Origin of the sequence: Lacunimicrobium album, assembly GCF_052161635.1 — a bacterium.
Classification (GTDB): Bacteria; Planctomycetota; Planctomycetia; order Planctomycetales; family Planctomycetaceae; genus SXPC01.
On sequence record NZ_CP197413.1, the window covers coordinates 1485820 to 1508380 of the forward strand.

The window sequence follows — 22561 nt, forward strand, 5'->3', positions numbered from 1 at the left end:
AGGCTCCGCGAACCGCACAAATTGTGCTCACAATAGTCATCAAACTATTGAACACAAGATTCCCCCGGGGGTGGCTGGGGTCAGGATTTCTAGCTGACCCCAGTTGAACGCGCAACCCACGTTCCACAAACGCTGTCCCACAACCCGCGCTCTTCTTTGATTCTCAGACGCCACCACATGCGTTAAAGTAACGCCATGAACATCGCTGATCGACTGGCTGAGTCTGCTCGCAAATATCCTCATCAACGCGCTGTCGTCAAACCGGCAGGCCGCGACTGGATCGGGCGTTACACGTATTCCCATCTGACGTTCGCACAGCTCCATCATGAAGCCAACCGCCTCGCAGACGGCATGCGCAAACTCGGCGTCGGCCCCGGCAAGAAGATTGTCCTCATGGTGCCTCCAGGCCTGGAGTTCATCGCGCTGACATTCGCAATCTTCCGCACGGGCGCCATCGTCGTTCTTATTGACCCGGGCATGGGACGCACCAACATTCTGAACTGCCTGCGTGAAGTCGAGCCGGACGGCTTCGCAGCCATTCCGCTGGTTCACATGATCCGCAGGTTGAAGTCACGTCACTTCCCCAAAGCGATCTTTAATCTCGTTGTCGGTTCCGAGCGTTTCAGCGGCGCCTACTCGTACGAGTCGATCCGCGCCCTCGGCAACGAAGACTACGCAACTCCCCAGACCAGCCCGCGCGACCCCGCAGCCATCATCTTCACTTCAGGCTCGACGGGCACTCCCAAAGGCGTCCTTTACGAACACGGCATGTTCAACGCTCAGGTCGATCTGCTCCGAGATCATTACCAGATCCAGCCTGGCGAGATCGACCTTCCTGGCTTCCCGCTGTTTGCACTTTTCAACTCCGCAATGGGCGTGACGACCGTCATCCCCGACATGAACCCGACCAAGCCCGCCAAGGTCGATCCGCGGAAGATCCTCCGTATCGCACAGGATCAAGGCATCACGCAGGCCTTTGGCTCCCCCGCGTTCTGGAACCGCATTGGTCGTTACTGCCAGGAGAAGGGCATCAAGATCCCGACCCTCAAACGTGCCCTCAGCGCAGGGGCAGCCGTCCCGCTCGATGTCCTGCGCCGCATGAACGAAGCCCTGCCAGAAGCCGCTTCGCTTCACACACCCTACGGCGCCACCGAAGCACTTCCCATCTGTTCGATCCCTCATCAGGACATCCTGAAACGCACACAGCAGCAAACCAGCAACGGCGCCGGCACCTGCGTCGGCAAACCTTTCCCTCACGTCCACGTCAAGATCATCGAGATCACAGACGGCCCCATCGCCTCAATCAACGAGGTCCGTGAATGCCACCCGGGCGAGATTGGCGAAATCATCGTCCAAAGCCCCTCCGTCACGCGCGAGTATTACCAGAAACCCGACGCAACACGACTGGCCAAAATTCAGGACGGCGATTCCTTCTGGCATCGCATGGGCGATGTCGGTTATCTCTCCGATGACGGCAACCTCTGGTTCTGCGGCCGCAAAGCCCACATCGTCAAAACGACTAGTGGCCCCATGTACTCGATCTGCGTCGAGTCCCCATTCCTCGAACACTCCCGTGTCTATCGAGCAGCACTCGTTGGCATGGGGGCAGAAGGACGTCAAAAACCCATCATCATCATCGAACCCGAAGCCAAACAGTTTCCACACTCGGCTAAAGAACAAGCCGCATTCGCCGCTGAACTCCGCTCCCTGGCCCGCGAGAAAGAACTGACCGCATCGATCGATACCTTCCTCTTCCACCGCTCGTTCCCGGTCGACCGACGTCACAACGTCAAGATTCACCGCGAAGAACTGCAGGTCTGGGCCGAGAAGGAACTGACTCGTCGCGTGAAGACGTAAGGTCAGACCGCAGTGAGATGCACTTCAGGATCGTCTCGTCGCGCAGGTAAAGACGTCCGTTGGAAAGTGCAGGGGCAGAGTACGACGGCTTCCCCAGGACAGGTTCGGGCGATTCATAGATCACAGTGGGCTCTTTTTGATTGATCTGCAGCACGATGAGATCGCCACTTTCGCCCAGAAGAATCAGCTTGTCATCCACCGCGATCGACGTCCCTCGATACAAATCCGACGTGTAGGCCCAGCGAACCTCGCCGTCATCCAGTGACAGACATCGGAACTCCGCCTGGTTGATCCGTGACGAAGTGAACCCGAACACCATGTCTTCAACACAGACGAGATTGTTAAACTGACTGTCAAGATTGCGTCGCTCTCGCCACATCTCCTTAGCCGACCCATCCGCCTGCATCTCGATACACAACGACCCCGCCCCTGGCCCCGATGCCACCACAACGCGATTCCCCACAATCAACGGTGTCACCGCATTGAACCGGTCCTGCGTTTTCTTGACTCCAAACTCAAACGCCCACCGCGTCTGACCATTCTCGGGATTCAACGACGACAAATAACTGTCCGTAAAGACAACAAGATGATCGACACCGCCGATCGTTGCGTAACGAGGAGTCGCAAAACTTCGTCCATCATCCAGACTCGTCCAGATCGTCTCACCCGTTAACGCGTTAAATGCCACGACACTTGATGTCCCTTTTGTTCCCCCCACATTCACATACAACCGTTCCCCCACGACCAGCGGACTCGCCCCAACGGGAAACGGCAGTTTCTCCGGTTCATAATCCGCCTGCAGATCACGCCGCCAGACGACCTCGCCCGTCTCCAGCGTCATGCAGATCAACTGCGACTGCGTGCTGAAGACATAGATGGACGACTCACTGCAACACGGACTCGCATACGGCCCGCTGCTGTATTTCATGGGACAGACATAATCCGTCACCCAGGTTTTCTCCCAGACCTCGTCTCCCGTCACCGCATCAAAACAGACCACCCGCTCATCGTCGCCCACTCGATCATGAACGTAGACCCGTCCATTCTTGATCAACGGCACGTTATAGCCTGCACCGACTTGCTTTTCCCAAAGCACTGTCGGCATCGTCCCAGCGCCCGGCGGTTCTATCTCTTCTTCCAGCGATGTGCTGTTGTGATATGGCCCGTAAAGACTCGGCCACTCATGAACGATTCTTGCGTGCGATTCTGGCTTTGTATCTTCAGGAATGTGATAGCGATCGCAGGCTTTCTCGAAAGCAGCCTTGGCTGCCTCCTCTGCCACCGCCGATGAATCTGTCGATTCCGCCTTCGACACCACTCGCTCATTCGAAGCATTTTGCGGACAGCCAGAAAGCAGCAGGAACGCGACCAGCAGGAAGGATCTGCCCGCAGAATGAATCACATCTCCAGGGGAGGGCGTGGCTCCGTCCGAGCCGCTGTCCTGCGTTGCCATCGCACAACGCTTGATTGACATCGAATGTAGTGCAGGAGGACCCAAAACGATCGTGGCCATCATCGTCGCGTGCGTGGCGGAAGTTTCGCAAGTCGTTGAAGCGGCTCGGACGGAGCCTCGCCCTCCCATTATCGCTGCTATCATTCCATGCCAGTCCATTTTTCGAACAGCATCTAAAGATCGAATCATGAAAAGCCGCGTTCTCGACAAGGGATGTTCAGCCAAACAAAAGAAGCACGTCACATTTGATGATGTGACGTGCTTCTTTGCTAACACAGAAATTCCGACATCGCAAACAGGAGTTGATCAAGATTGGATGAAGATTTCCCGCAGGTCTATTCGTTCTCGTCTTCGACATACCCCGGGTAGTCAATCAGCAACCGCGTTTGAACGATCTCGCGCAGGTCGTCCCAGCCAAGATCGCCATACAGATCGCGCAGTTTCTCCAGATGCTGCTTCGAAGGTGTCTCGTCATCCATGTGTGACTTCAACGTCTCGATCGCAGCCGCATAGTCCTTCTTGCGAGTTTCCATACGGACCTTCAACAGGAAGTACTCTTCATCAGCCGGATCTGCCCAGGCTTTGAAATTGTCGTAAGCCGTCTTGAGTTCCTCATCCTGCTTGGCCTGATCGGCAATCGGCTTGTCCTTCGTGACTTCCGGAAGTTCACGCCAGGCAATCGCCCGTGCTTTGCTGTAGAGAGCATCAATCAGCATCTCCTTCTGATCGTCCATTTCCTCGGCTGCGTCATCATCATCTTCGTGTCGTTTACCGAAGTAAGCCGCCAGCTTCTCCTGATCGATCTTCGCGATCACCTCATCAGCAGCCGCGATAATCTCATCAAGACGCTTCAAACGCCCCGGCTTCTGATTCAGGAAATCAAGTCGAATCTTCGCCAACTCGGCATCGTCTTTGGTCGTCTTAAGCTTGGAATAAACCGCGTCGAACAGTTCTTTGTCCTTCTCGACGGAAAGCCCCTTGAGCGCTTTCAATTGATACTCAAAAACCTTCTCATCCAGTGACTTCAGCTTCGCATCGACATTGTCCCCGCTCAGCTTCACGCTCTCCGACGACGATGACGAGCCTTCTTCCGCTCCCTCTTCAACAATGAACATCACCGGAAATCCTTCCGGCCGAGTCAGCGAAGCTGCCCTGTCATTCGAGTCCTTCTCATACGTGACCGAACCGATCAGAACATCCCCCGGCTTTACATCCTTCGGCAGGCTCTTTTGATCCGGTTCACCCAGAAAAATGCGTCGCTCTGCCCCCGGTCGAAGAGTCCCCGAAACACCTTTCTTACCCGACGCGAACGCAACCTGCGACGTATAGAACGACAACCCGACAGGCGCATCCAGTTCCGTATCCAAAGCCATCGGCGTCTTGCTCAACGCCTCCAGCTGAGACCGCTTCTCGCCACGAATCCGGAATTCAAATTTCAGGTCCCCCGCAGGGAGGTCGAGCGAATCCGGGAACAGGTCATTGAACCCCACCACCTTGTCATTGCTGTTTGTCACGGTGAACTGGTAGGGCCCATAAGGTGAATCATACAGCAGGTCTTCCAGTCGTGGCAGAATCGGCGTGACGCTCTGGGCTTCCTCAAGGTTGTACTCATACTTCAAACGAAGCTCATAAATGGGCAGCCCCTTCGCCGTCTGAAATCGATCGACTGGCAGGAGCACAAGCTCATGCGACGATGGCATCACGAAGTGTCTCAGCGTCGTCAGCTCTCCTTCAGGAGACAGCGTGATATATTCCTTCAGCGGGCTCTCCCCGGAAAGAGTCAGATCAACCGGTGTCACTCCCTGCCCCTGCGTCAACGCGAGTAGTTCTTGATCTGGCTTAATCCCGCCAAACTCAAGTCGGTAAGAAACCTTCGTATTCCCCTGGCTGCTCCAGTACTGCGTCAACGCAATTTCCAGCGTACGCCCACCAACGACCTTGAATTGCACTTCCGAAATCTTGCCAGGTTCAACCTTCAGATACTCACTGCTCTCCAGCGCCTCAAAGTGCTTCCCATTGACGAGCTGCATCGTGTGTGGATTGATCGTCTTAGCGATGTTCGTTCCTTCCGATTTGATCCGCAGACGAGCCCAGGTCGCATCATTCGGAACATTCACAAACAGACGCTCAATAAACCCCGGCTTGATCACAACATCACCCGCCAGTTCCTGCTTCTCCAACGGCTGTGCTTTAATCACAGTCACCGGCAGGAAGAACAAAACGCCACGAGCAGGATCTTCTGCATCATAAAAATTGACCTGCCCATAATGTGCCCCCGTTTCGAGGTCACCCGCAAGAACCTTCACATCGATCGTATTCTGCCCATGCGTCAACAGCGTGTAATCACCCGACTTGACCCAGGGCACGGTCGATTCCATCCGCAGCGGCAACTCAAATGCAATCTTCTCTTCATTGGTCGCCTTCTCATTGAACTTTGCACCGACGAAGACCTTAAACATCCGATCGCCAACGACATCGCTGGCTTCTCGCAGATAGATGCCTCGCGCGTTCGCAAGTTCCGGCACGCTGAAGTAAAAGCGTTTCTCAGTCGCCGTCTTCTTGCTGTTTGTCTTGAGATAATCCCAAGACCCAGGAACCTGAATCAGCCCCGGCCCCTGTGCAAACACTTCGACATTCTTAATCTTCTCTGCCGTGTTCTGAATCGCCTTGCGAATCACTTCCGGCGTGAAGTTCAATCCCTCTGCCTTCGCTCCTGAAATCAGCAACGAAATACACCCACACGCATTCGGCGACGCCATCGACGTCCCGTTGTATTGCTCATGCTTCTGCAGCGTCCAGGTCGGAATCGGACTGATCGCCCCACCCGGTGCAAAGATATCGATCCCTAGATCCCCATCCATCGTCGGCCCGCGCGAGGACCACGTATAAGGCGCCCCCGGCTGTTCTTCAATCGTACTGTATTGGGACCGCATCATCTCCGGTGAGATATAGGCTCCGACACCAATAATCGAAGACGTCGTCCCTCCCGGTGCCCCAACCGTCGTCAAAGCAGGCCCGCTGTTTCCTGCACTCGAAAGAAACGTAATGTTGTGCTCATCCACCAGATCCCGATACATCTCGACGATCCGTCCTGCATTATGGACGGCAGCCGATTCACCAAAACTCATGTTGATCAAATCACACTTGTTATCCAGCACCGCACGAATTCCGCGTTCAAGTCCTGGCGCAGTCTCCATCCCAAACAGTCGAGGATCTCCCACTTTCACCGAAACGATCTGTGCCCCAGGTGCAACCCCGTTGAGCTCCGGACGCTCCGGATAATTCGCCGCCACGATCCCCGCAACGTGAGTCCCGTGAGCCCCTGAATCCGCAACAATCGACAGCAGCTTCCCCTCATCATAAATATTGACACCAAAGTTCAGATTCGCCGGAGCAGGAAACGTATCCCACTGCTGCTTGACCCGAAACTCAGTCAACACCGCTTCCTCCGCCAGATCCCCATCTTCATCGGTATCAACGACCGCATTCCAGCGTTCGCCATCATGGAACGTGACACAGTCAAACACCGGCCCGAGATCACCAGAATCCCCCGCCAATTTCATCAACAGATCAATCCGCGCCTTCAACTCTTTGACGTGTGATTTATCCTCGTCGCTTGGATCAGGATGAGCCTCATTGAACTGATCCAGTTCCGTTTGAATAGCAGCAATCCGCAGTTGCTGCGTTTTGAGAAATGCTTCCGCACGTTCTTCCTGAAGACGTTGTACCAATTCTCCACTGCCAGGATCATTCGGGAAGAAGTCATACGCCACCTTCATCCCCAGCCGAACCTTGCCCGACGGAACCTTCCACTCACCCAGCTTCAACGCACGCCCGGTCTTCCCTTTGAGACCCTCGGCCTTGAACTCGACTTCATCCTTCATCTCAACATCGCCGCTCCCCGTCCCATCGACAATGTCGATGACCTTGGGCAGCCCGGTACTTGTCTTCTGCAACCCCGCAGCTCCCGGATCAACACCGGTATCAAAAATCGCGACAATCGTATTGCGACCATCGTACTCTGGATGCGACTTCAAAAACGCCTCCGCCCCCGTTTCCACCACAGGCATCATGCTCGGCGGCAGGACCGTTTTCTCATCCACTTTGGATTGAGACTCTTTGTCCGCGGGCTTCTCCGTCTGAGCCATCATCCAGGCCGGCAACGCCAGCGACGAAACAAGAATAGCCGCGAGAGCAAACGTAGAACGAACCGTCATCTTCAAACCTTTATTTTCAAACCCGTGACGACACCGCTACCAGAGCAGTCCGCCAGTCGAACAATCACGCGACAAAAGGGGCAGGGGATTCTCACGAGGGACAAAACTCGCCCCCAAATACCGAATCCACCCACTTTCCAGAGTGTCACCTACTTACGGTATAGCTCAATCCCACGAGGAAATCCGTTAAAACTCCCATTTTTTTCGCAGTCAGCCCCCAGAAATGTCAGCAAGCTCCCACATCATCAATGCCACCCGTCACGAGGCAAGTCTGGAGCGCAGAGCACAAGTAATAACCCGCGAAGTCGAGTAACAATCGACCTGCCGTAACGATCACCTAACCCATGGTCTAATGCATGTTCGCGCAGTCACTTCCCGGTCTTCTCTGCGATCTCTGCTTCACTCCGTTACCTCTGCGTTCCAGTCTCCTCCCCAAACGCCATCAACCCTACAACCCCTTCCACAACGGCCCGACACACTGCGCCAACTGCATCCTCGCCCGGTGCAGCCTCACCCACAAATTCGATTCCGTGATCCCCAACTGCTCGCAGATCTCCTGCGTCTCCAGACCTTCGATCACACTCAGCGTAAACACATCACTCTGCCCCACCGGCAGCTTCGTCAGGCACTTCTGAACGACATCCCATAACTCGCCCGAATGGATATTCTTCGAAGGCTCATTCGCCCACGCCGTCGCATTCCGACGCCAGTGTCCCGAAGAATCAAACAGCACCTGCTCCGGATCGGCTTCGCCATCAATCCCGCTGATATTCGAGGCCCGTTGACGTTGTCTGATGATGTCAATGATCTTGCGTTTGAGAATTCCCATCAGCCAGTTACGAGTCGTCGCTTTCCCTTCGTACGTTCCGAAAGAGCGAATCCCCGCGACAAACGTCTCCTGAACGGCTTCCTCAGCGGAGTTGGGGTCGCGCAGGCGACTGTAAGCAAAGCGGTAAAAAAAGTCTCCAAACTCATCGACCCAGGTCGCCGGGTCGGTGGGCTGAGTCTTCGTCGTCTCGTCTGGCTCGATCGACATCAAGGAAAATTTTCACTACTGAAGGTGTTCATCGCCAGTCACGCCTCAATCCACAATTGTGATTGCTTGCGAAACCGGTCAGATGCAGGTCAACGGTATCACGTTTGGAACGCTAAGTAAACGATTTACGCGGTGATGGATTCTCACGCTGGACCCATTTCACACGTTTTCACGAAACATCACGATTTCGACAAACCAGAATTGATGCCCGTTCACTCCCAGCTATGATAAAAGTTCATCGTGCCCGATCCCTTACTCTCTCGTCCCTTCTCCCTTGAGGGGAGAAGGTGCCCGAAGGGCGGATGAGGGTGGGGCATAGGCACTGGAAGACTTCCAATGCCTTATCACACGTCATGCACTCATTCTCCCCCGTTTCCCTCTCATCTCCCCAAGACTCTGTAAGGTTTGATCCAACATATCGAACTTGATTAGTAAGTTTGCTCTGAATTCCAAACGTCCTTTAACCGATACCTGAATGACCATGTTGAGCTGTTGTGAAGTCGCCCGATTAGTTTCCGAGTCTCAGCACCGGAAACTCACGCTGAAAGAGAAGTCTTCTCTTTGGCTTCACTTCGCCATGTGCCCACCTTGCAAAGACTACCAGCTCTGCGTGGAAAAAGTCGATGGCGTGAGTAGCTCCAAATGCCTCACAGAAGAGCAGATCGAGCACTTCCTCAAACAGCAATATCCCGACGACTGCCTGACACCAGAGTGTCGCAAAAAGTTCGAGGACTGCATCCAGCAGGAGCTGGCAAAGAAAGCCGCTAAAAGCGGTGGCTGCGATGACGCTCACAACCATCCGCACAGCCATTAAATATCGAAAAATGTGTCGGTATACAGCCAAACACATCTAGCAGCCTCGACCGCTGATGATAAAATGACAAATCAGGTACTGCAGATGAAGCAATACCGCGCTCTCCTAATTACGCTTGATCTCCAAAAGACGGGAAACTGCCATGAGTGCCAATAACGAAAACTACTACGCCCGCCAATCCGGCGCCAATGATGTCATGGCTTTTGAAGCCACTGCTGATGCCCGTGCTATTTTTCTGCGAAACACTTACTTACACCTGATGGGTGCAATCATTGCGTTTGTGATGTTGACAACCGTCTTCATCAATACGCCTCCGATTGTCAACTTCATGTTGCGAGCGGCGCAAAACTGGTGGCTGGTACTGGCTGCTTTCATGGGAGTCGGCTGGTTGGCAGATCGTTGGGCCTACAGCGGCGCATCAAAATCCACTCAGTATGCAGGCTTGGCTCTTTACGTGGTCGCACAATCGCTGATCTTCGTTCCGTTACTGTTTATCGTCGCTCACTTTGGTGGCGGTTTTGACGTCATTCTTCAAGCTGGTTGTCTCACGGTCATCACCTTCGGTGCCCTGACTGCAGTCGTCATGATGACGGGAGCCGATTTCGGTTTTCTGAGAACATTCCTCTTCGTTGCAGGAATGGTTGCCTTAGGAACTATTCTCGCCGGATCTATCTTCGGCGGTTTCGTTCCGGGAACTTGGTTTATCGGTGCGATGATGCTCCTGATGTCTGGATACATCCTTTTCAACACCTCAGAAATCCTCCATCGCTATCCGACTGACGCCTACGTCGGTGCCTCACTGGCTCTGTTCTCTTCAATCGCAACCCTGTTCTGGTACATCCTGCAGTTCCTTAACAGCCGCGAATAATCGACGAGTTGATCAATTCACTCCAAAGCCGCCAACTCAACACTGGCGGCTTTTTTCGTTTCACAAAACCGGGTAGTCCGGGTTGTCCCAACCCGGACGGCGAAGCCGCAAGAATCACCGTCACCTTCGCGTTAGACGCCCATTCCCCGCTTCCCTTCGTGCCGAAACGGCACTCCCCGCGTTGCCGCAACCCGGGCTACCTTTTCTTGTGACCCCCTCACCACGATCCCCCATCCCCTCACCCCCGCTTGCCGACTTTTGCCCGAATCGATACAACAACCGGAATCACCGATAGGATACACTTTCTCAAGGTTCACCATAACATCATGCTCGATCTGCAATACATCTGCGAAAACAAGGATCTCGTCGCCCAGAACTGCACTAACCGCGGCGTGAAGGTGGATCTCGAACGTCTCGTCACGCTGGCCGATCAACGAAAATCCCTGATCGTCACCACCGACGACAAACGAGTCGCCCAGAAGCAGGTCTCCGCACAAATCCCGACGACCAAAGACGCCGCTGAAAAACAAACCCTCATCGCCCAGGGCAAATCGCTGCGAGAAGAGATCGCCGCCCTCGAAGCCCAGGCCCGCGAAGTCGATGAAGAACTCCGCAGCATTCAGACCCGCATCCCCAACATGACTCACCCGGACGCCCCCGTCGGCGCCACCGAAGATCTCTCCGTCACCGTCAAAGAATGGGGCAACAAGCCGACCTTCGACTTCAAAGCCAAAGACCACGTCGAGCTCAACGAAAAACTCGACATCATCGACTTCGAAGGGGGCTCGAAGGTCGCAGGCCACGGCTTCTACTTCCTCAAAAACGAAGGCTGCTTCCTCGAACTCGCCCTCGTCCAGTACGCTGTCGAAAAACTCCGCGCCCACGGCTTCACCATCGTCACGACCCCCGACCTCGCCCGCGATTCCGTTCTCGAAGGCATCGGCTTCAACCCACGCGGCGACGAAACCCAGATCTACTCCGTCGCTGGGACTGACCTCTCCCTCGTCGCGACCGCAGAAATCACCCTCGGCGGCATGCTCAAAGACGAAATCCTCGACTACGAAAAACTCCCCGTCAAAGTCGCAGGCATCTCCCACTGCTTCCGCACCGAAGCCGGCGCCCACGGCAAAGCCACCCGCGGCATTTACCGCGTCCACCAATTCACCAAGGTCGAAATCTTCGGCTTCACCGCAGCGGACATGAACATCTCCAACGAGTACCACGAGATGATCCTGAAGATCGAAGAAGAGATCTTCCAGGGTCTGGGCATCCCGTACCGCGTCCTCGACATCTGCACCGGCGACCTCGGCGGCCCCGCCTACCGGAAGTACGATATCGAAGCCTGGATGCCCGGCCGCGGCACCGCAGGGGAATACGGCGAAGTCACCTCCACCTCCAACTGCACCGACTACCAGTCCCGTCGCCTCAACATCCGCACCAAATCCCCCGGCCAAAAAGGAACCAGCTTCGTCCACACCCTCAACGGCACCGCCGTCGCCGTCTCCCGCGCATTAATCGCCGTCCTCGAAAACTACCAACAACCCGACGGCAGCGTCACCATCCCCGAAGTCCTCCGCAAATGGGTCGGCTGCGACCACATCCCCATCCGCAAATAAGCCGGGAAAAGCTTCACTCAAATCCCGTCCCTTCTCCCCCGGGGAGAAGGTGGCCGAGTCGAACCTCAGGTTCGCAACTAAATACAGTCGAGGTCGGATGAGGGAACTCTGCGAAGTTCACATGCCATAACATCGTCCCTTCTCCCTTGAGGGGAGAAGGTGGCGGCGCTTCGCTGACGGATGAGGGTGGGGCATAGGCACTCGAAGACTTCCACCTCACGAATCGACCCCAGACACTCTCTCAGCCCTACGGCCAAACCCGCGCCGTAAACCCCGGCTCCGTCACCTCACCCGCCTTCATCGAAACATGATCGAACGTGACCCAATACTTATAAGGCCTGACGCGATACTCGTAATGAGAAAACGTCTTCCCCTCCGGCAGCGGTCGTGATAATCCGTACTCGCAGGTTTGAAACGCCCCGCCATCGCTTCGACCTGTCATCATCATCGCCCAGTGCTCCTTGCCATCAGTATCGATGCCACGAAACTCGAACGAATAATGATGCCACTCATCGCTCGGGTCTTTGTTGCTACTTGGCTGGCGAATCACGACCTGATTCACCCCCGGTACTCGCTCTTCTGGTGGCGCTGATCCTAGCACTTCGATCAACTTGTAAGTTGACGCATAAGGATCGTCCCCCTGAATCGGATTCAGGACTTTTCCTTCGGGTGAGATCTTCACCCATGGTCCCCAAGGCTGATCTGTAAATCCGACAGCGACTGCATGAGCCGGTGTCAAAAGCCCTGTCCCTGGTGCGGGCGCTTCTCGCAGTCGCCCACTGACTCTCAATTGATAGGGGTCCTCCACCGGATTGTTATGAAAGCTGGAACCTGTCGTTGGCATTTCGAAAGTGATCGAAGGCTGAGCCTTCAGCCCCTTCCAACGAAACAGAAAATCCAGCGCATTCTCATCCGGCTCAGGATGCTCGCCGTTTTCTGTATAGGCCCCGGAAGTATTTCCTCCGTGAAGCACGATCGTCGACTTCCAATACCCCGGCTTCTCCAACGGCTTCCCATCCGGCCGCCAGCCCTCTTCTGCTTTCGCAGTGTTCTTCGTGATCCCAACGAACTCCAGCGTATGCCCATCGCCGAAGTCGACGATGAGGGGTTCCGGATTCTCAATAGAGTCGTTCTTGACTTGAGGTGCCTGCCCATGAGCCACAGGCACCATCGTCAGGATGAACGCGAGTAGGAAACTCAGCTTCCAACATTCGTATGACAGATCCCGCACCGGTAGTTCCTTTCAGCCGACTGAACAAGAATTAACTCTGACTTCAGGATATCGATACCAATGCAGAATGAAAGGTCTATCTAACCTCTCAGGGTGTCACTGAGAACCCCTTAAACCCAGCCTTCACCCCATCCACCCGAACGCCAACCTGTCCACTCTGATACCGACCGTCTTGGGCAGTGACTTTCGCATCACCCACCAGCGCTGCAGTGATGGTCTCCCCCTTGGCGGTCACAGTCAGTTCGTACCACGTTCCGGTTTCGACTTTGACGCTGGTCTTCTGCAGGGTATCGAGCTTGTGACCATTGCAGCGTGAGAGAATCAGTTCACCATCTGCCGTCAGCTCAGCGACATACCCCGAAAAGTTGAACCGCCCGATCCCCACATTCTGTGCACGGAACACAACGCCCGCCGTTCCTTCGCCCGCCTCGATGCGGAGAGCCGTCGTCAGTTCGAAGTCGTCATAACTGACTCCTCGCAACATCGCTTTATCACCAAACCGTCGATCCGCGTCACCGCGAATCTGCAACTCCCCGTTCTCAAAGCGAACCGTGTTGCCGTTGAAGAAGTTGAGCAGGTTCCAGCGGTCAGCAGATTCAAAACCATCTGTGATTGCCTCACCCGATTCCAGTGCAGGCTCACCCGATGGAACGCCCACAGATTCGCTCCACTTCGTCGGCTTCCCGGCAACCGGCATTCCTTTCGAATCCCAATGAACCTGCTTCAGATTGACACAGCGATTCCATGATCCCTTGGGATCAATCGAACTGTGAAAGACCAGCCAGTCTTCCTTGCCATCTGGTGATGCGATCAGGCAACCATGCCCAGGCCCTGCAACATCGTTCGCCTTCGAAAACCACGGCTCCGACTGCTTGACCCATGAAGCCGCGTTGAGGACATCTTCCCCTTCCAGCGTCATCAAGCCAAAGCAATAATCCGGCGTCCACGAACCACTCGCGGCGTAGATAATCATCGTCTTCCCATCACGATGAACGACCTGTGCACCTTCATTCAACCCCGAAGGACGACCAGCCGTCTCCCAGGGATACATCTTCGTCGAGAGGTCGACAATGGGGCCGGTCAGTTTCGTGGGAGATTCCATTTCCGAGATGAGCAGGTGCTGAGTGGAATCCGCAGGAACTCCCTCTGGCCAGGCTGACCAGATGCAATAACGCTTCCCGTCCGGAAAGACCGAAACGGTCCCGTCGATCGCCCAGCCGGGGGTCTTGATCTCGCCGAGGAGTCGATAATTCCCGAGTGGATCATCCGTCTCAGCCTGCAATACAATCATCCGGTGATTGGCATTGTTCCCATCATCGGCACACGTATAGATCCACCACTTGCCATCGAAATAATGAATCTCCGGAGCCCAGACTTCCGCCCGATAAGGCCCTTCATCCGGTGCCCGATAAACAATACGACGAACCCCACGCGTCGTCAGCCCCTCACTTCGATACACCGCAATCCCGCGATCCTTATTGATGCTCGACGCCTGATAGTACGCCCCATCCGGCCCCTTCATCAGATACGGATCCTGCCCCGCATAGATCGGATTGACGAAGGTCTGCTTCGCCTCCTGACCAGACGCAGTCCCCATCACCCCGAACAGCGCCAACAGACACACAACACCCGAGCAGCGAAAAGTTCTCATCAAAGACATTCCCCATCCATCAGCCCGTTGGCTGGCAGTCGACAAAGTAAAGGCATACATCGACATTACTTTATCAAACCGTCGGGGAGAGTGAAGCCAGAACGCAATTAACTCTTGGGTTTTGCGTCAGTCAATGGATCACGATTCTGTAGCTCGCCTCGATTCTCTTTCAGCAAACTCTCCAAACTATTGCTACCGCGAAAGCGACCCGATCGAACGGCCTCATCGATCTCTCGAATCACATCCTCACCAAAGCCATGGAAGTAGACCAGGCAAAATCCTTCGTGACCGGAGTTCTGCTGACGAATGGCGACTCGAATTGTATCGTCGTCCTAATCCAAAAACTCATCGTAGGGAACCCCCTGCCACACCTCTGGCGAGTCTTGCTGTGAATTGTATTTCTCTCGACAGATCGCGTCCGAAATACTCAACCACGCAAATTCATCGACTGGCTGACACGTTGGATATTCATTGAATTTTTCTTTGTAACCTCGCAGGTAGGACGAATAGAGATTGCTCGTCCACACAACCCCATTCCCGACCAGAATTCCTTTGAACATGAAATAGCCATAAAAAAGCGCCGCAGCGAGCAGCATGCAAAAGATCGTTCCGACGAAGAGGCAGCCAGGTCGATACTGACGTCGAAGTTCCTGCTCGGTGATGACTGGATCGCTCATAAGAATGCCGGTGGTTACTGTGGTTTTGAAAGGCGATCGGCGTCCCGCTCTCGCCAGATGTAGTCGATGGATCGATCATCCCCGGTTACAAACCCCTTCAAAAATTCAACCAGAATCTCTGGTGGCGGATGATACTCTTTCTCGTTCCGGTAGCAGACGAGGGAAAAGCCAGAGGATCTCTTGAGGAGAGCTTCCAGACCATCACTCCCATCAAATTTTTGCTCGCGGATCAGCTGGTCGATCCTTTCGACTTCTGATTTGCGATAGTCAATCAGGAGAACCACGACGAAATCGCCCGTTGTTTTCCCCTTTCGAAATGCAAATCGAGCCTCCTGATGCCCGCTGGCAAACGTCAACACATTCTCGTACGTTCGGCCTCTTATCAGGTCATCCATATCTGGATCGAAGGATTTTCGACAAATCGCATCTTCGATCGTCAGCCATTCAAATTCTTCGACCGGCTTGCAGGTTGGAAAATGACCGTACTTCTCGATATGAGATCGAATATGGCTGTCAAACATCATCGTCGTTACGTAACGCAGGTTTGCAAGCCCCATGAAACGCACGTATTGATGGAACGCAATGGCTCCCGCAGCGAATAGTAAGACCAGGATCGCGACGCAAATGCGAAACTTCCACGTCTGGTAGAAGGGAACGGCTGTGGTCTTCGTATTCATGGCTTTTGACCTGGCGTGGGGAATGCATCAAACACTTTGGCGACTCGTTGATGATTGATTACAATAATGATCAACAAGTTCACAAGTCGTCTATCGAATTGAAACCATGTCGGCACCTTCTCTCCCTGACTTCCCCTTCGACCGCAAAATCCCCACCGGGGAAGATCGCGAGCGGCTCGTCTGCCGAGACTGCGGCTTCATTAACTACGAGAATCCCAAGGTGATCGTGGGAGCCGTTTGTACCTGGGAAGATAAATTTCTCCTCTGCAAACGCGCCATCCCTCCCCGCATGGGTTACTGGACCATGCCCGCCGGCTACATGGAGCTCCACGAAACCGCAGAGCAGGGGGCTGCCCGCGAAGCCATCGAAGAAGCCAACGCCCACATCGCCATCGACGCCTTGCTCGCCGTCTACTCGATCCCGCGTATCAGCCAGGTCCAGCTGATCTACCGGGCTCGCCTGATCAGGCCTGAGTTTTCGCCGGGCCCGGAAAGCCTTGACGTGCAACTCTTCTCTTATGACCAGATTCCCTGGGACGAACTTGCATTCCCGAGCGTGACGTGGGCGCTTCAGCATTTCAAAGAAGTCGAAGGACTAACCTCGTTTGCTCCCTTCCAGGTCCCAACCGGCGAACTCGACCGCCTGCGCGAATCAGGCTCGCGGAAGTATGATTACTAACCATTTCACCCTCAATAGGAGTGATATTCTGTCCCTTCTCCCTTGAGGGGAGAAGGTGCCCGAAGGGCGGATGAGGGTGGGGCATAGGCACTAACCGACTTCCATTTTACAAACAACCCAACAGGCATTTCCGCTCCCTCGTCTTTTTGCGAATTCAAACCCCTCTCAACCTCCGCGACCTCTGCGGTTCAAACTCTTCTCTTGGTTCCCCATGATCGCAAAAATCGGCATCCTGACCATCTCCGACCGTGCCTCCGCAGGCGTCTACGAAGACAAAGGCGGCCCCGCCATCCAGGCATACCTCTCCGAAATCCTGATGTCGCCGTGGGAACCCGTCTACCGCGTGATCGCTGACGACCAACCCACCATCGAATCCGCTCTTCAGCAAATGGCCGACAAAGACCATTGCAGCCTCATCGTCACCACCGGCGGCACCGGTCCTGCACCACGCGATGTCACCCCGGAAGCAACTCTTGCCGTCTGCGAGAAGGAAATGTCGGGGTTCGGCGAACTCATGCGAAAAGTTTCGCTGGAAAAAGTCCCGACCGCGATTCTTTCCCGCCAGACAGCCGGGATTCGCGGAAAATGTCTGATCGTCAACCTCCCAGGTCAACCCAAAGCGATCCGCGAGTGCCTAGGAGCGGTTTTTCCGGCCATTCCGTACTGCCTGGACCTGATCGGGGCGGCTTACCTGGAGACGAATCCTGATGTCTTGACAGCATTTCGGCCGATGAAAAAATAAAAGTGACGCACAATACGGTATAATAGACGGTCTCGACCCAACCTACAGGAACACCATCATGCCCATCTACGAATACCAGACCGAAGCCGAAGGCTGCGAATTCTGCCAGCACAAGTTCGAAGAACTCCAGAAGATCTCCGACGAGCCGCTGACCAAATGCCCCCAATGCGGCGGCCCCGTTGCCCGCACCTTCTCTGCCTTCGCCGTCACCGGCATGGAAAAGCAGATGATGAGCAACAAAAACCTGGAAGAAAAAGGCTTCACCAAATACGTCAAAGCCGGCGACGGCTACTACGAAAAACAAACCGGCAAAGGCCCCCAAGTCATCCGCCGGTAACCACACCATTTCCGGGGTGGCCCAGCCGTTTTATGGCTGGGTGAGCGAAGCTCACAAGAAGCGGCGCCATCCGCGATCAACCGATGAATGACTTGCAGAGGCACCAAGCTCTCACTTGGTGCCTCATTGATCACCGCCCCCGCAGCTGCTCATACTTCGACTGATACTTCTGATACAACCGCGTCTGCTTACTCTGCAGATCAATCGGCTTGCCCAGAACATACGCCTTGCTGACCTGAGAAGTCGTCTCCATCGGATTGCCCGTCGACAAGAACAACGTCGCATCCTTCCCGACTTCCAACGACCCCATACGATCCGCGACCCCCAGGATCTGAGCAGGCCACAGCGTCACCGACGCAAGCGCATCCTCCTGCGACAGACCAAACCCGACAGCCGTCCCTGCATGATACGGCAGGTTCCGGGCATTCCAGGTCTCTTCTCTGGCAGATCCTGAGATGCAGAACGTCACCCCCAGCTCCTTGAGACGCGCCGGCAGGCTGTAAGACGCATCATACGGGTCATGCCGATGTGCAGGCAGACGGTGCACGGCCGACAGCACCACAGGAACTTGGAACTTCTTCAAAAGATCCGCACACATCGCCGCATCGGATCCCCCCAGTAGAATCATCTTCAGCTTGTGTTTGTTCGAAAACGCGACCGCCGACTCAATCTCCTGCATCGTGTCGGCTTCGACCAACATCGGCTGCTTGCCATTCACGAAGTCCTGCATCGCTTCCAGTCGAATATCATAAGGCCAGTTCGCATCCGACTTGCGTAGCTCGGGATACCGTCGTGATTTCTCAATGAACTCTTCCAACTCTTCGAGTTCTTTCTTCGCCGCCTCTTTACGCTCTTTGTTATCCGAAGGAGAAGACACTGGCAGAGTCACGACCATGACCGCAGACGGCGAGACGGTCATGTCTTCATAGGTCCAGCCATCCATCACGATCAACGACCCGTTCCCCGCGATTCGAGGCCCACTCGGCGCACTCAGGGCAGCGAGTACTCCACTGAGTCGCGTCACAGGAATCAGTTCACTGTCTGGATTAACCGCCACATGAGCGGAGACGTTCGGGTTGAATTCTCCCGTCTCGCGAAAGTCGTGACTCGGACGCAACGACGCGACTTCCGTCAGCCCGATCTGGCTGTGAGCTTCGATCATCCCGGGATAAAGATGCTGACCTTTAGCATCAATCACCACCGCGTTCGGCGGAATCGCGACCTCTTTACCAACCGCAGTGATCTTGCCTTTATCGAAAACGAGCGTCGCATCGTCGATCACACCCGAAGTCACGGGATGAATTACCGCATGCGTAATCGCAATCGGCGTCTTCGGCTGCGATCCAGGAATCTCATCAGAGGCATAAACCGAGCTCGCGAACCCTGCCAGCAGAACCAGTGAAGAAAGTATTCGAACCATAGGAATATCGCACTTTCGCGTCTTGAGTCAGAAGAAGAAAAACGAAGGAGAATCGGCTGCCAATCAGCGAGAATGCCCACCATGATCGTGATCATCATGATCATGACTGTGATGACAGAACTCATCGTGTCGCGGCCAATACGCTGAGGGATCGCCATCGTCTTCCCCCGCCCCTCGCATCTTCGTTCCCCCTGACAGAATCTTCTGAATCAATGCCTGTCTTTGATCTCCCGATGTCTTCCTCATCGCAGCATCGGTCTGGAGATCGAAGTACTTCGTCCCCTCGATCCACGATTGCTCAACACGACTGAAGTTCGACAGCGGATCCCCCGACCAGACAATAAAGTCCGCATGCTTGCCCGGCTCCAGCGAACCGACATACTGATCAATCCGCAACTGCTTGGCGGGATTCAGCGTCACAAACTTGAGCGCCTCTTCCGGAGAGACACCACCATACTTGACCGCTTTCGCCGCTTCCTGATTCAGCCGTCGAGCCAGTTCGGCGTCATCCGAGTTGAACGAGACAATGATCCCCTGCTGATGCATCATCGCACCGTCGTACGGAATGGAATCAACCACCTCCATCTTATAGGCCCACCAGTCGGAAAAGCACGACGCCGTTGCCCCATGCGCCTTGATGACTTCCGCAACCTTGTAACCTTCGAGAATGTGCTGCAGCGATCCGATCGTCACACCATTCTTCTCGAGCACGCGCAGGAACGCGATGATTTCATCCTGACGATAGCTGTGACAGTGAATCCATCGCTTCTTCTCCAAAATCTCAACGATCGCATCGAGCTCCAGATCACGTCGCGGCGGCAGACCCTTCTTCGCTTGATTCCACTGAGCCCATTCACGAGCATACGACTTGGCGGCTTCAAACTCGTCAGCAACAATCTGCTCGACTCCCATCCGCGTCTGCGGATACCGACTCGAGAATCGCTCGCCCCAGTTCGACTGCTTGACGTTCTCACCCAAAGCACACTTGATCCCCTGAGGAGCCTGCGCAAACTTCATCTGTGAATCATTCAGCCCCCAGCGGAACTTGATGACCTGATTCTGCCCGCCAATCGGATTCGCTGAACCGTGCAGAATGTTCGACGTCGTCACCCCACCCGCCAGCTGACGATAGATATCAATGTCATCGCAGTCGATGAAGTCACCGACACGCACCTCAGCCGTGATCGCCTGGGCACTCTCGTTGACACCCCCATCGGTCGCAATATGCGAGTGACAGTCAATCAGCCCCGCAGTGACATTCTTCCCCTTGAGATCAACCACGACAGCACCCGCCGGAATCTTGACGTTCGCACCAACAGCAAGCACCTTCCCCTGATCAATGATCAGCGTCCCGTTCGGAATGATCCCTTCCGGCCCGCTTGTCCAGATCGTTGCATTGGTAAACGCCGTCACGCCCGCTGGCTTCAACGGACTCTCCACCCCATACTCACCGAGCGGATAGTTGACCGGATAGCTCGATGGAATCGAAGGCTTGTCGTCGTCCTTCTTCTTATCACCATCCTTCTTCCCCTCATCGGCCTTCTCTCCGTCTGGCTTGGCATCTTCCTTAGGCTTTTCGTCCTCAGGCTTTTTCTCTTCCTCGGGTTTCTTCTCCTGCTCAGCCTCTGGCTTCTCGTCGCCTTGCTTCTTCTCGGGCTCTTTCTTCGGCATGAATTCAGTCGTCGAAGGCGACAGCTCAACGCGCCTCAGATCCCCATTCGGCCACACGATCGTCCCCAGCGATTGCGCCGGCTCGGCACGATTAATGACCAGGCTCAGCCGCGTCGTCCCTTCACTGCCCAGTGTCTTCGATTCAAACTGCCCCGTCACAATCCCGCTAACATCCTCGACCGACTTCAGCGTGATGACAGCCTCCGCGTCCGTCTTATCCGCAGGACGAATCTTCGCCGCCAGCTTCTCATCACCCTTCAGCTCCAGCAGCAACTCCTTCGTCCCGCTGTCCGCCGGACCATCGACTTTCATCGACCACACACCAGCAATCTCTTCCGAGGGCTTGGTCTCAAACTCATGTCTCGCCCCGCCCGTCCACGTTTCAACGATCTTCGTCTTCTTGGCAAACAGCTTTCCATCGGTCACGACAAAGCTCGCCAGCTTCCCCGCTTCCAGCGTTCCCAGTTCCGTCTCGACTCCATAAATCGCAGCCGGCGTCACCGTCAACGCTTCCAGCGCCTTGTCTTCATTCAACCCGCGTTCGACCGCCAGCTTCAGCTGCTTCAGAAAACTCTTGCGATCCTTCAGCCCGTTGCTGGTCAACATGATCGTCACACCAGCCTTGGAAAGACGACCCGGATTCTCTGGCGCGTGATCCCAGTGCATCAGCGATTCCAGCGTGACAACAGAGGCCAGCTCAGGCGTCGAGACATTCGGTGCTTCCGGAAAACTGACCGGCACCACGATCGGACATTTCAGCTTGGCGATTTCATCGAGTCGTCGATACTCATTCCCGCTCCCCAGCAGCATCAGCTTAACGCCGAACTCCTTGGCAAACAGATCCGCGCGAAACGCAAACAGCTCATTCTGCGTCTCCAGCATCAATGGCATCCGCCCGTTGACGACCGGCCTGAGAGCCTCCAGCGCGAGGTTACGCTCGGGAATCGCCAGCTTCGTATTCTCTTGATAAGCCTTCCAGACCTGCTGATACCACTGCGCGTCATACATCGCCTGACGAGCCAGCGCAACTGCCCCCATCGGCGAGTTCGGGTAACTGTCACGAGACCCACCGCGACGATCCACCGTCAGACGTCCATGCATCATGACCATCGGATTCAGGATCGCTTCTTCGACAGGCGTTTCTCCGGTCTGAACGACCGCGCTGACCCCACGAATCACTCCCGTCGAAGGAGCCACCAGCCTCGCGACCACTCCCTGACTTCGCAGAGCAGAGTTCACATCCTCTTCTGCTTTGAGCCCATCCACCACCTTCAACTGGCTCTTGATGTTGTTGTTCCAATAACCCTGCGAACTCGCGGCTTCGGACAATTCAACGGCCGTCGACGTGAAGCCATCAATCAATCCCGGATACGCCGTCTTCCCCTTGAGGTCGATCGTCTCCGCACCCGCAGGAACAGTCACATCCGCCCCGATCGCTTCGATCTTGTGATTACGAATGAGAATCGTCCCATTCTCAATCTGCGTCCCCGGCTTGACGACAATCGTCAACCCCGTCAGCGCGACCAGTTGATCCTTCGGCTCACGCAGTCCCTCGGTATGCCGAGAGACAGGAGGAGCAGCGTTCGTCATCGGCAACCTCGCCGCGACACAGACC

General features: G+C 55.1%; 16 protein-coding genes. 7 read left to right on the forward strand and 9 right to left on the reverse strand.

Going from position 1 to position 22561, the window contains the following annotated elements; translation table 11 throughout:
• Positions 1 to 195: 195 nt before the first annotated feature.
• On the forward strand, positions 196 to 1857 hold the full coding sequence (locus tag SH248x_RS05855) for an AMP-binding protein (RefSeq protein ID WP_459557576.1): 1662 nt from the start codon (positions 196 to 198) through the stop codon (positions 1855 to 1857).
• Here SH248x_RS05855 and SH248x_RS05860 read toward each other — a convergent pair.
• The 3 genes from SH248x_RS05860 to SH248x_RS05870 form a co-directional block, all read right to left on the reverse strand.
• Positions 1790 to 3310: a PQQ-binding-like beta-propeller repeat protein gene (locus SH248x_RS05860; protein WP_459557577.1), complete on the reverse strand. Its 1521-nt coding sequence runs from the start codon at positions 3308 to 3310 to the stop codon at positions 1790 to 1792. The genes SH248x_RS05855 and SH248x_RS05860 overlap by 68 nt on opposite strands.
• Positions 3311 to 3645: 335 nt before the next feature.
• A complete protein-coding gene (locus SH248x_RS05865; RefSeq protein ID WP_459557578.1) occupies positions 3646 to 7527 on the reverse strand; it encodes a S8 family peptidase in 3882 nt (1293 codons plus the stop codon).
• A gap of 448 nt (positions 7528 to 7975) precedes the next feature.
• Positions 7976 to 8563, reverse strand: coding sequence for a sigma-70 family RNA polymerase sigma factor (locus tag SH248x_RS05870; RefSeq protein WP_459557579.1), 588 nt, complete (start codon positions 8561 to 8563; stop codon positions 7976 to 7978).
• Positions 8564 to 9191: 628 nt separating this feature from the next.
• On the opposite strand from SH248x_RS05870, the gene SH248x_RS05875 reads away from it, so the two are divergent.
• The 3 genes from SH248x_RS05875 to serS all read left to right on the forward strand — a co-directional run bounded on the left by SH248x_RS05875 (position 9192) and on the right by serS (position 11861).
• Positions 9192 to 9377, forward strand: coding sequence for a hypothetical protein (locus SH248x_RS05875; protein WP_459557580.1), 186 nt, complete (start codon positions 9192 to 9194; stop codon positions 9375 to 9377).
• 142 nt (positions 9378 to 9519) lie between these two features.
• Positions 9520 to 10245, forward strand: coding sequence for a Bax inhibitor-1/YccA family protein (locus SH248x_RS05880; protein ID WP_459557581.1), 726 nt, complete (start codon positions 9520 to 9522; stop codon positions 10243 to 10245).
• 326 nt (positions 10246 to 10571) lie between these two features.
• Positions 10572 to 11861, forward strand: a complete 1290-nt coding sequence (gene serS, locus SH248x_RS05885; RefSeq protein ID WP_459557582.1) for a serine--tRNA ligase — start codon at positions 10572 to 10574, stop codon at positions 11859 to 11861.
• A gap of 247 nt (positions 11862 to 12108) precedes the next feature.
• Here the strand turns inward: serS and SH248x_RS05890 are convergent, their stop codons facing one another.
• The 4 genes from SH248x_RS05890 to SH248x_RS05905 form a co-directional block, all read right to left on the reverse strand.
• Complete coding sequence (locus tag SH248x_RS05890) at positions 12109 to 13092, reverse strand: hypothetical protein (RefSeq protein WP_459557583.1); 984 nt, start codon at positions 13090 to 13092, stop codon at positions 12109 to 12111.
• 88 nt (positions 13093 to 13180) lie between these two features.
• Positions 13181 to 14743 carry a family 43 glycosylhydrolase gene (locus SH248x_RS05895; RefSeq protein WP_459557584.1) on the reverse strand — a complete coding sequence of 521 codons (1563 nt, stop codon included), beginning with the start codon at positions 14741 to 14743 and terminating at the stop codon, positions 13181 to 13183.
• Between the two features lie 332 nt (positions 14744 to 15075).
• Positions 15076 to 15420: a hypothetical protein gene (locus SH248x_RS05900; RefSeq protein ID WP_459557585.1), complete on the reverse strand. Its 345-nt coding sequence runs from the start codon at positions 15418 to 15420 to the stop codon at positions 15076 to 15078.
• A 14-nt stretch (positions 15421 to 15434) separates the two neighbouring features.
• Entirely contained in the window at positions 15435 to 16097 is a 663-nt protein-coding gene (locus tag SH248x_RS05905; protein ID WP_459557586.1) for a hypothetical protein, read from the reverse strand.
• A 106-nt stretch (positions 16098 to 16203) separates the two neighbouring features.
• Between SH248x_RS05905 and SH248x_RS05910 the strand changes: the two genes are divergently transcribed.
• From SH248x_RS05910 to SH248x_RS05920, 3 genes are all read left to right on the forward strand, one after another.
• Complete coding sequence (locus SH248x_RS05910) at positions 16204 to 16776, forward strand: NUDIX hydrolase (RefSeq protein WP_459557587.1); 573 nt, start codon at positions 16204 to 16206, stop codon at positions 16774 to 16776.
• Between the two features lie 211 nt (positions 16777 to 16987).
• Positions 16988 to 17518, forward strand: a complete 531-nt coding sequence (mog, locus tag SH248x_RS05915; RefSeq protein WP_459557588.1) for a molybdopterin adenylyltransferase — start codon at positions 16988 to 16990, stop codon at positions 17516 to 17518.
• Between the two features lie 58 nt (positions 17519 to 17576).
• Positions 17577 to 17855 (forward strand): FmdB family zinc ribbon protein, encoded by a 279-nt coding sequence (locus SH248x_RS05920; protein WP_459557589.1) that lies wholly within the window; start codon positions 17577 to 17579, stop codon positions 17853 to 17855.
• 130 nt (positions 17856 to 17985) lie between these two features.
• Here SH248x_RS05920 and SH248x_RS05925 read toward each other — a convergent pair whose 3' ends face one another.
• Both SH248x_RS05925 and SH248x_RS05930 read right to left on the reverse strand, forming a co-directional pair.
• The gene (locus SH248x_RS05925; RefSeq protein WP_459557590.1) at positions 17986 to 19275 is read right to left on the reverse strand and encodes an amidohydrolase family protein; all 1290 of its coding nucleotides are present in this window, start codon (positions 19273 to 19275) and stop codon (positions 17986 to 17988) included.
• A 63-nt stretch (positions 19276 to 19338) separates the two neighbouring features.
• On the reverse strand, positions 19339 to 22536 hold the full coding sequence (locus SH248x_RS05930) for an amidohydrolase family protein (protein ID WP_459557591.1): 3198 nt from the start codon (positions 22534 to 22536) through the stop codon (positions 19339 to 19341).
• Between the last annotated feature and the right edge of the window lie 25 nt (positions 22537 to 22561).

Coding starts and splice junctions, on each gene's coding strand:
- SH248x_RS05860 (WP_459557577.1), bottom strand. CDS start 3,310: ATGGCAACGCAGGACAGCGGCTCGGACGGAGCCACGCCCTCCCCTGGA.
- mog (WP_459557588.1), top strand. CDS start 16,988: ATGATCGCAAAAATCGGCATCCTGACCATCTCCGACCGTGCCTCCGCA.
- SH248x_RS05905 (WP_459557586.1), bottom strand. CDS start 16,097: ATGAATACGAAGACCACAGCCGTTCCCTTCTACCAGACGTGGAAGTTT.
- SH248x_RS05925 (WP_459557590.1), bottom strand. CDS start 19,275: ATGGTTCGAATACTTTCTTCACTGGTTCTGCTGGCAGGGTTCGCGAGC.
- SH248x_RS05910 (WP_459557587.1), top strand. CDS start 16,204: ATGTCGGCACCTTCTCTCCCTGACTTCCCCTTCGACCGCAAAATCCCC.
- SH248x_RS05880 (WP_459557581.1), top strand. CDS start 9,520: ATGAGTGCCAATAACGAAAACTACTACGCCCGCCAATCCGGCGCCAAT.
- SH248x_RS05920 (WP_459557589.1), top strand. CDS start 17,577: ATGCCCATCTACGAATACCAGACCGAAGCCGAAGGCTGCGAATTCTGC.
- serS (WP_459557582.1), top strand. CDS start 10,572: ATGCTCGATCTGCAATACATCTGCGAAAACAAGGATCTCGTCGCCCAG.
- SH248x_RS05895 (WP_459557584.1), bottom strand. CDS start 14,743: ATGAGAACTTTTCGCTGCTCGGGTGTTGTGTGTCTGTTGGCGCTGTTC.
- SH248x_RS05865 (WP_459557578.1), bottom strand. CDS start 7,527: ATGACGGTTCGTTCTACGTTTGCTCTCGCGGCTATTCTTGTTTCGTCG.
- SH248x_RS05900 (WP_459557585.1), bottom strand. CDS start 15,420: ATGAGCGATCCAGTCATCACCGAGCAGGAACTTCGACGTCAGTATCGA.
- SH248x_RS05855 (WP_459557576.1), top strand. CDS start 196: ATGAACATCGCTGATCGACTGGCTGAGTCTGCTCGCAAATATCCTCAT.
- SH248x_RS05870 (WP_459557579.1), bottom strand. CDS start 8,563: ATGTCGATCGAGCCAGACGAGACGACGAAGACTCAGCCCACCGACCCG.
- SH248x_RS05930 (WP_459557591.1), bottom strand. CDS start 22,536: ATGACGAACGCTGCTCCTCCTGTCTCTCGGCATACCGAGGGACTGCGT.